This is a genomic window from Pseudomonas edaphica (assembly GCF_005863185.1).
Lineage (GTDB): Bacteria > Pseudomonadota > Gammaproteobacteria > Pseudomonadales > Pseudomonadaceae > Aquipseudomonas > Aquipseudomonas edaphica.
On sequence record NZ_VBVZ01000186.1, the window covers coordinates 1 to 10,299 of the forward strand.

General features: G+C 62.9%; 2 protein-coding genes and 2 pseudogenes. 2 read left to right on the forward strand and 2 right to left on the reverse strand.

Annotation, left to right across the window (positions count from 1 at the left end; all coding sequences use genetic code 11):
• Positions 1–239 (forward strand): annotated as a pseudogene (locus FEM54_RS14480) (MFS transporter); the annotation flags it as partial.
• Here FEM54_RS14480 and FEM54_RS14485 read toward each other — a convergent pair.
• A complete protein-coding gene (locus tag FEM54_RS14485) occupies positions 206–571 on the reverse strand; it encodes a type II toxin-antitoxin system HicB family antitoxin (protein WP_138451551.1) in 366 nt (121 codons plus the stop codon). The pseudogene FEM54_RS14480 and the gene FEM54_RS14485 overlap by 34 nt on opposite strands.
• Complete coding sequence (locus FEM54_RS14490; protein ID WP_138451553.1) at positions 556–819, reverse strand: type II toxin-antitoxin system HicA family toxin; 264 nt, start codon at positions 817–819, stop codon at positions 556–558. The genes FEM54_RS14485 and FEM54_RS14490 overlap by 16 nt, the downstream gene beginning before the upstream one ends.
• 209 nt (positions 820–1,028) lie before the next feature.
• Between FEM54_RS14490 and FEM54_RS14495 the strand changes: the two are divergent.
• Positions 1,029–10,299: pseudogene (locus tag FEM54_RS14495) on the forward strand (amino acid adenylation domain-containing protein); the annotation flags it as partial.

Consider the following 10,299-nt stretch of genomic DNA (forward strand, 5'->3'; position numbering starts at 1 on the left):
TGGTGGAGCAGGTGGTGCCGCCCAGCCGCCTGACTGAAGGTATGACCTGGCTGATCACCGGCCTGAGCATCGGCGTGGCCATTGGTGCCGCCAGCTCCGGTTGGATGATCGACCACTTTGGCGCTGCCAGCGGGTTCTGGGTGGCATTGGCGGCGGGGGCGGTGGTGTTGGGTTCGGCCGCGTTTGGGTATCGGCGGTTGGGGCGTCAGCCTAACGCCGGGAGTGGTTCTACGCAGTGATGTTGCAGAAACTCATTCAGCGCCTGCCGCGTCAGGTCATTGAGCGTCACTTTCTTGCGGGTCGCTGCCAGGGCCGCCGCCAAATGCAGGTCATGCCCAACTCGCACGTTGAATGAACCCTTGCAAGGTTTCTCCGGGGTTTGCCCCAGCGCCTGGCAGGTTACGAGGTAGTCATCCACGGCCTCACGGAACGCCGCGTCCAGCTCGGCGACGGTTTTGCCTTCGTAGCTCAGCAGTGCCTTGATGAACAGCACCTTGCCGAACAGGCAGTTGTCTTCGAGGCTGGCTTCGATAGAGCCGATGTAGCCTTGGTGTTTCAGTTGGTTGTCCACTGAATCAGTTCTCCTGATTTCAATTGTTCGATGATCTGGCGCCGAATGTAGTGTTTCAGTTCGTTGCCAGGGTGAGGCCTGTGCAAGGTGATCATTGCACTGGGGGCGCCGATGTCGAACTTGACGCGGCTTCCAGCCCCTTCAATTTGTCTGTAGCCAAGCTGACGCATCAGCGTTACCAGCTCAGGCCAGGTAAATGCCATGTGCTCATTGAGCAGTTTGGCGAGCAGCTTTTCATTTTTGGACACGGCGCTCCCTGCGTGTAACTAAATGTAGTTGCAAAAAGTGGTGTTCGTCAATGCTAGCCTGAGTTTGCGAGCCTTGGCTGAGATTGATGTAACCCTTGATGACACCGCGCTTCACGCCGCTTACGCCCCGCTAATTTTTCCTTGTCCGGTTCGTTTTATAGGGACGACGTGCCTTTGTGCTTCCTGCCTATTGTTCCGGACTCCAAGAAATGAATGCTGAAGACTCCTTGAAACTTGCTCGCCGGTTTATCGGGTTGCCCCTGGAAAAGCGCCAGGTATTCCTGCAAGCCCTGCAGAAAGAAGGCGTGGATTTTTCCCGGTTTCCGATTCCGGCGGGCGTGGACGTGGAGGATCGCCAGGCGCTGTCCTACGCGCAGCAGCGCATGTGGTTTCTGTGGCAACTGGACCCGGCCAGTGGTGCCTATAACCTACCCGGCGCGGTGCGGTTAAAAGGCGCCCTCAGCCTGCGCGCACTGGAGCAGGCATTCGCAAGCCTGGTGGCACGTCATGAAACCCTGCGCACGGTGTTCCGGCGCCAGGCCGACGATCGTTTGCTGCAAGTTGCCATCGAGCCGTCGGTTGCCGTCGAGCCTCTGGACTTCAGTGCGCTGGGCTTTGACGAACGCGAGCAGGCCGTCAATCAGGCGGCGACCCGTCAATCACTGCTGCCGTTCGATCTGGAAAACGGCCCACTGCTGCGCGTGCAATTGCTCAAGCTCGATGCGCAAGAGCATGTGCTGCTGCTGACCCTGCACCACATCGTCTCAGATGGCTGGTCGATGAATGTGCTGATCGACGAGTTCATTCGCTGCTACGACGCCCACGAACGCCACGAGACGCCGCAATTGCCGGCGCTGCCGATCCAGTACAGCGACTACGCCCTGTGGCAGCGCCGTTGGCTGGAAGCGGGGGAGCAGGCACGCCAGCTTGAATACTGGCAGGCACGTCTGGGTGATGAGCATCCGGTGCTGGAACTGCCCACCGATCGCCCGCGTCCGGCCATGCCCAGCTACCAGGGCACCCGGCATAATTTCGCCATCGATTCAGGCCTCGCCGCGCAGCTGCGTAGTTGCGCGCAAAAGCACAACGTCACCCTGTTCATGTTGCTGCTGGGCGCTTTCAACGTGTTGTTGCATCGCTACACGGGGCAGGGCGATATCCGCGTCGGTGTGCCGATCGCCAATCGTAATCGCAGTGAGGTCGAAGGGCTGATCGGTTTTTTCGTCAACACTCAGGTTCTGCGTACCGAGTTAACCGGGCAAACCCGTGTCGCCGAACTGTTGCAGGGCATCAAGGAGCACGCCCTCGGCGCCCAGGCCCATCAGGAGCTGCCGTTCGAGCGTCTGGTGGAAGCCCTCAAGGTCGAGCGCAGCCTGAGCCATACGCCGCTGTTTCAGGTGATGTACAACCACCAGCCGGTGGTAGCGGACATTGCCTCGGTGAGCACCGCCTCCGGCCTGGAACTGGCGCTGGTGGAGTGGCAAGGCCGTACCACCCAGTTCGACCTGACCCTGGATACCTATGAAAAGTCCGGCACCTTGCAGGCTGCGTTGACCTACGCCAACGACCTGTTTGACGCGCCCTCCATAACGCGCATGGCCCAGCACTGGATCAGCCTGCTGCAGGCCATGGTTTCCGGCGACGAACACCGCATCGGTGAGTTGCCGATGCTGGCCGCCGATGAGCAGCAGGTGCTGGTCCAGGCATGGAACCAGACGGCCCAGGCGTACCCGACCGCGCAAGGAGTGCATCGGCTCATTGAAGAGCAGGTACAGCGCACCCCGGATGCTCCGGCGCTGGTGTTTGGTGCGACCACGTTGAGCTATGCCCAGCTCGACGCCCGCGCCAACCAGTTGGCCCATGCCTTGCGCGAGCAGGGCGTCGGCCCTGACGTGCTGGTGGGTATCTGTGTGGAGCGCTCGGTCGAGATGGTGGTGGGCCTGTTGGCGATCCTCAAGGCCGGCGGTGCCTATGTGCCGTTGGACCCCGAATACCCCCAGGAACGCCTCGCCTACATGATCGAAGACAGCGGCATCAAGCTGTTGCTCAGCCAGCAGAGCCTGCAGGCTTCGTTGCCGATTAATGGCGTGCAAGTGATCGTTCTGGACCAGGCGCCGGGTTGGCTTGACGGCTATAGCCGCGAATCACCGGCCGTGGCCATCCAGGCGCTCAACTTGGCCTACGTGATTTACACCTCCGGTTCCACCGGCAAACCCAAGGGCGCCGGCAACAGCCATCGCGCGCTGGTCAACCGCTTGTGCTGGATGCAGCAGGCTTACGGCCTGGACGCCAGCGATGCGGTCTTGCAGAAAACCCCGTTCAGCTTTGATGTGTCGGTGTGGGAATTTTTCTGGCCATTGATGACCGGCGCTCGGCTGGTGGTCGCCGCTCCTGGCGAACATCGCGAGCCGGCGCGACTGATCCAGACCATCGGCCGTCACGCCATTACCACCTTGCACTTCGTGCCGTCGATGCTCCAGGCGTTTATCCATGAGGCGGGCGTGCAGGCTTGTACGAGCCTCAAACGCATCGTGTGCAGCGGCGAAGCCTTGCCGTTGGACGCGCAGTTGCAGGTGTTCGCCAAACTGCCAGCGACGGGTTTGTTCAACCTCTACGGCCCCACCGAAGCCGCCATCGACGTCACCCACTGGACATGCGTCGACGAAGGCGCCGACAGCGTGCCCATCGGTCGTCCGATTGCCAACCTGGCCACCTATGTCCTCGACGCCCAGCTCAACCCGGTGCCCGCCGGTGTCTCTGGCGAGTTGTACCTGGGCGGTGTCGGCCTCGCGCGCAGCTATCACCGCCGCCCGGGCTTGACCGCCGAACGCTTTGTGCCGAGCGCTTTTGTTGACGGCGAGCGCCTCTATCGCACCGGCGACCGCGTGCGCCAGCGTGCCGATGGCGTGATCGAGTACCTCGGCCGCCTCGACCATCAGGTCAAGCTGCGCGGCTTGCGTATCGAGCTGGGCGAAATCGAAACCCGCCTGATCCAACACCCGCAGGTGCGCGAAGCGGTGGTGCTGGTGCAGGGCGGCAAACAGCTGGTTGCCTACCTGGTTAACGAGGGTGAAGCGCCGAGCGACCTCAAGGCCTGGTTGCTCAGCAGCCTGCCGGAATACATGGTGCCCACGCACTTCGTCACCCTGGCCAAACTGCCGGTCACTGCCAACGGCAAGCTCGACCGCAAGGCGCTGCCGTTACCGGATGCCGCGCCGCAGCAAGCCTTTATCGCGCCTGAAAACGCCCTGCAAAAAGCCCTGGCGGCAATCTGGAGTGATGTGCTCGGCGCCGCGCAAGTCGGTCTGGACGACAACTTCTTCGAGCTGGGTGGCGATTCGATTATCTCCATCCAAGTGGTCAGCCGCGCCCGTCAGGCGGGGATTCGCCTCAGCCCGCGTGACCTGTTCCAGTACCAGAGCGTGCGCAGCCTGGCGCTGGTGGCGAGCTTTGAACAGGCGGCGGTTATCGATCAGGGGCCAGTCAGCGGCGAGGTGATCCTCACGCCCGTGCAACACAGCTTTTTCGAGCAGGTGATCCCAGCGCGCCAGCATTGGAACCAGTCGCTGCTGTTGGGCCCGCGTGAAGCCCTGGAGCCCGCGCGCATTGACGCGGCCTTGACCCGATTGATTAACCACCATGACGCCCTGCGCCTGCGTTTTGTGCGCCAGGCAGACGGTTGGCAGCAGGCCCACGCCGAGCCGGTTGCAAGTGCTTCAGTGTGGCAGGCCCAAGTCGCTGACGAGGCTGAGCTGGCCGCACTTTGCGACAAGGCACACGGCAGCCTCAACCTTGAACAGGGTCCGCTGCTGCGCGCGGTACTGGTCTCGATGGCAGACGGCGCCCAGCGCCTGCTGCTGGTGGTGCATCACCTGGTGGTCGATGGCGTGTCGTGGCGCATCCTGCTCGAAGACCTGCAGCAGGCTTACCGCAACGCCGCGTTGCCGGCCAAGACCAGTGCCTACCAGGACTGGGCGCAGCAGTTGCAGGCCCATGCGCTGACGCTGGATAACCAACTGCCGTATTGGCAGGCCCAGACCGCGAGCGCCGATCTGCCCTGCGACAACCCCCAGGGCGGCCTGCAGAATCGCCTGGGCAGCAAGCTCGAAATCCGCTTGAGCACCGAACACACCCGTCAACTGCTGCAAGACGCCCCGGCGGCCTACCGCACCCAGGTCAATGACTTGCTGCTAACCGCGCTGGCGCGCGTGGTCAGCCGCTGGAGAACAACTGCGCGCCGTGCCGCACAAAGGCATTGGCTACGGCCAGCTGCGCTACCTCGGCACGCCTGACGCCCGTCAAGCCCTCTCGAACTTGGCCGCGCCACGCATCACGTTCAACTACCTGGGGCAGTTCGACCGCCAGTTCAACGAGTCGGCGCTGTTCGTTCCCGCCACCCAGGGCAGTGGGCAGGCTCAAGACCCGGAGGCGCCGCTGACCAACTGGCTGACGGTGGAAGGGCAGGTGTACGGCGGTGAATTGGCCCTGCAGTGGGGGTTCAGCCGTGAAATGTTCGAGGTCGCGACTGTCCAGCAGCTGGCGGATGATTACCAGCAGGAACTGCTGGCACTGATCGCGCATTGCGTCGACCCTAAACAGGGCGGCCTGACACCGGCCGACGTGACCCTGGCGCAATTGACCCAGCCCCAGCTCGACGAGTTGGCACTGCCGGCAAGGGACGTGCAGGACCTGTACCCGCTGTCGCCGATGCAACAGGGCATGCTGTTTCACAGCCTCTACCAACAGGGCGAGGATGACATTTACGTCAGCCAGCTGCGTGCAGATGTGCACGGCCTGGACGTGGCAGTCTTCCAGCGTGCCTGGGCGCAAGTGCTGGCACGGCATGACATGTTGCGCACCGGGTTTGTCTGGCAGGACGACCAGGGCCAGGCCCTGCAAGTGGTGTATCGACAGGTCAGCTTGCCGTTTACCGAATTCGACTGGCGTGGGCGTCAGGAACTTCCCGCCGCCCTGGACAGCCTGGCTGCCGAGCACCATCGCGAGGGCTTCGAGCTGGCGCGTCCGCCGTTGCTGCGAGTAGCGTTGGTACGTACGGCTGAAGACTGCTGGCACTTGATCTACACCAGCCATCACATCCTGATGGATGGCTGGAGTAACGCACTGGTGCTCAATGAAGTGCTGCAGGCCTGCAAGGGCCAGGCACTGGCGCCGGTGGGCGCGGGGTTTTCCCAGCACATCGCCTGGTTGCAGCAGCAGGATCCGGCGTTGGGCGAGGCCTTTTGGCGCCAGCGCCTGGCGCAGTTGGACGAGCCGACGCACCTGGCGCGCAGTGTGGCCAAGAGCCCAGCGCAGAGTGCGGGTGAATACGGTGAAGTGCTTTGTGAGTGGGATGCTATCCAGACGCAGCGCCTGGCGGTCTTCGCCCGTGCACACCAAGTGACCCTCAATACCCTGGTGCAATCGGCGTGGCTGTTGCTGCTGCAACGCTACACCGGCCAGTCCAGCGTCGCCTGTGGGGTGACGGTTTCCGGGCGCCCGGCGCAATTGGCGGATGTCGAGCAGCAAGTCGGCCTGTTCATCAACACCTTGCCGCTGATTGCCGCCGCCAGCCCTGCGCAAAGCGTCAGCGATTGGGTGCGATGCGTACAGGCACTGAACCTGGAAATGCGCGAGCATGAACACACGCCGCTGTTTGATATCCAGCGCTGGGCCGGTTCGGCCGGTGAGGCATTATTCGACACGCTGGTGGTGTTCGAAAACTTCCCGGTGGCCAAGACGCTGGAACAGTCGGGCGAGGGCGGTTTGCGTTTCAGTGGCGTCAGTCATCAGGAGCGCACCAACTACCCGTTGACACTGACCGTGCACGGCGGCGAGCGCCTGAGCCTGCACCTGGAATACCTGCGTGCGCAGTTCGACACCGACACTGTGCAGCACATCGGCACCTACTTGCAGGGCTTGCTGCAGCAATTTATTCAGGCGCCGGAGCAAGCCGTGGGCGCCATCCCCTTGCTGTTGGACCCTGAATACACCCGCGTGCTGCAAGACTGGAACCCGCGCAGTGTTGCTCAAACGGCCAAGGCAAGCGTATTGCAGCGCTTCCAACAACAAGCCGCGCGGCACCCGCAAAACATCGCGCTGATCCTGGACCAGCAGCGTATGACCTACGCCGACCTCAACCTGCGCGCCAATCGCCTGGCCCATCGTCTGATCGCGTTGGGCGTCAGCGCCGACACCCTGGTGGGCGTGGCGGTGGACCGTTCCCTGGAAATGATCGTTGGCTTGCTGGCGGTGCTCAAGTCCGGTGGCGCTTATGTGCCGCTGGACCCGAAATACCCGGCCGAACGCCTGCAATGCATGATCGAGGACAGCGGTCTGCAATTACTGCTGACTCAGCAGCCGTTGGTGGCGCATCTGCCGATCAGCGCGAACCTGACGCTTGTGTGCCTGGAGTCCGGCGCAGACTGGTTGGCCGATTACAGTGCTGAAAACCCCGTGTCGAGGGCGCAGCCGGCCAACCTGGCCTACGTGATGTTCACTTCCGGCTCGACCGGCAGGCCAAAAGGCGTGGGCATCGACCTGGCGTCCCTGGCCCGGCATGTGGAGGTGTTCACCGAACTGTTTGCGCTGCAGGCCCATGACCGCGTGCTGCAATTTGGCACCTTCAACTTCGACGGTTTTGTCGAGCAGCTCTACCCGGCGCTGTGCTGCGGTGCGGCGGTGGTGGTACGCGGTGGCGAACTGTGGGACAGCGACACCTTCTACCAGCAACTGATTGAACACGATATTTCCGTGGTCGACCTGACCACGGCCTATTGGCTGTCTCTGGTGCGCGACTTTGCAGACCTCGGCCCACGTGATTATGGGCGCCTGCGCCAACTGCACATTGGCGGCGAAGCCATGCCGCCTGAAGGGCTGAATGCCTGGCGCGCAGCAGGCTTGCAGCATGTGCGGCTGCTCAATACCTACGGGCCTACCGAAGCCACCGTGACCGCCACTGCCCTGGACTGCGCCGCGTATGTCGAGGGCCGTGAAGCCTTGCCGTCGATGATGCCGATTGGCCGCGTGCTGGATGGCCGTGCCATTTACCTGCTGGATGCCAACCTCAACCCGGTGCCGGTAGGTGTCGCCGGCGAGTTGGTGATCGGCGGGCCGCTGCTGGCGCGGGGTTATTTCAAGCGTGCGGACCTGACGGCCCACCGCTTCATTCCCGATCCTTTCTGTGCTGACGGCGTCGGCCGTTTGTACCGCACCGGTGACCTGGCGCGCTATCGCGCCGATGGGATGATCGAGTACGTGGGGCGAATCGACCATCAGGTCAAGGTGCGAGGTTTCCGTATCGAGTTGGGTGAAATCGAAGCGCGCCTGCTGGTCCAGGCCAGTGTGCGCGAGGCGCTGGTGATCGCGGCGGACAACCAGTTGGTCGGCTATATCGTGGCCAGCCAGTCATTGTCCGACACCGAGCAGGCCCAGTTGCGCACGCAGCTCAAGGCCGCGTTGCGCCAAGAGCTGCCGGACTACATGGTGCCGGCGCATCTGCTGGTGCTGGAGCGCCTGCCGCTGAGCCCCAACGGCAAGCTCGACCGTGCCGCGCTGCCCAAGCCGGATATCAGCCAAGCCCTGGTCGATTGGGTTGCACCGGTCACCGAGACCGAGCAACGCGTCGCGGCTATCTGGGCCCAGGTGCTGGGCGCCGAACGGGTAGGGCTCAACGATCACTTCTTCGAGATGGGCGGGCATTCGTTGCTCGCAACTCAGGTGGTGTCCCGGTTGCGTCATGGCCTGGGCATCGAAGTTGCACTGCGGGCGCTGTTTGAACAGCCCGTGTTGGGCGACTTTGTTAACAATCTGGCGGGGGTTAACAGTCTGGCCGCGGTCAGCGCGTCGGCGCCGGCGATGGTGGCGGCGGATCGCGATCAGCCATTGTTGCTGTCCTATGCCCAGGAACGGCAGTGGTTCCTCTGGCAACTGGACCCGCACAGTTCGGCCTATCACGTGCCGAGTGCGCTGCGCCTGAAAGGTCCGCTGGACTGCGTTGCCCTGCAACGTGCCTTCGATACCCTGGTGGCGCGTCACGACAGCCTGCGCACGCATTTTCAGCAAGAAACCGACCGCACGGTGCAAGTGGTCAGCCCACAGGCGCGGATCGAACTCGCATTCGCACTCACCGACCAAGCGCAGCTCAAATCCAGGGTGCAAGCGCTGGTGGCGCAACCGTTCGATCTGCGCCAGGGGCCGCTGATGCGTGTGAGCCTCTTGCGCCTGGCTGAAGACGAGCATGTGCTGGTCCTGGTGCAACATCACATCATCTCCGACGGCTGGTCGATGCAAGTGTTGGTCGACGAACTGGTGCAGTTGTACGCGGCCTACAGCCAAGGCCAGGCCCTGCAATTGCCGGCGATGCCGATCCAGTACGCCGACTACGCAAAATGGCAGCGCGACTGGATGGAAGCCGGTGAAAAGGCGCGCCAGCTCGACTACTGGCGTGAACTACTCGGCGGCGAGCAACCGGTGCTGGAGTTGCCCTTTGATCACCAGCGCCCTGCGGTACCGTCCCATCGCGGCGCACGTCTGTATATTGCGCTGCCGGCCCCGTTGCTCGATGGCCTCAAATCGTTGGCCCAGCGCGAAGGTGTGACGCTGTTCATGCTGTTGCTGGCCTCCTACCACGCGCTGTTGCATCGCTACAGCGGCCAGCGGGACATCCGTGTCGGCGTGCCAATCGCCAACCGCAACCGCGTAGAAACCGAACGGCTGATCGGCTTCTTCGTCAACACCCAGGTGCTCAAGGCCGAGATCGACGCGCAAACCACCGTTGCCCAGTTGCTGCAGCAGGTCAAGCAGCGCGCGCTGGAAGCCCAGGCCCATCAGGACCTGCCGTTCGAGCAACTGGTCGAGGCCCTGCAACCTGAGCGCAGCCTGAGTTTGAGCCCGTTGTTCCAAGTGGCGTTCAACCATCACATCAGTCAGGCCAGCGAGCATTTACAGCGCCTGGCGCAGTTGGACATGAGCCCGGTGAGCTGGGATGAAACGGCTGCGCATTTCGACCTTACCCTGGACATCGAGGAGTCCCGTGACCAGTTGAGTGCGTCCCTGAGCTATGCGACCGACCTGTTCGAAGCCTCGACCATTGAACGCATGGCCCGTCACTGGCACAACCTGTTGCAAGCGATGGTTGCCGACCAGCAGCAGCCCATCAGCCAGTTGAACCTGCTCAGCCAGGATGAGCAACAGCACATCCTGCAGCTGTGGAACCAGGCCGACGCCGGTTTCCCGGCCGAGCGCCTGGTACACGAACTGTTCGCCGATCGCGCCCGGGAAACCCCGGATGCGGTGGCGGTCAAGTTCGATGCACAAACCCTGACTTATGACGAGCTGGACCGCCAGGCCAACCGCCTGGCCCATGCGCTGATCGCTCGTGGCGTCGGCCCGGAAGTGCGGGTGGCGATTGCCATGCCGCGCAGTGCGGAAATCATGGTGGCGTTCGTCGCAGTGATGAAAGCCGGTGGCGTGTATGTGCCG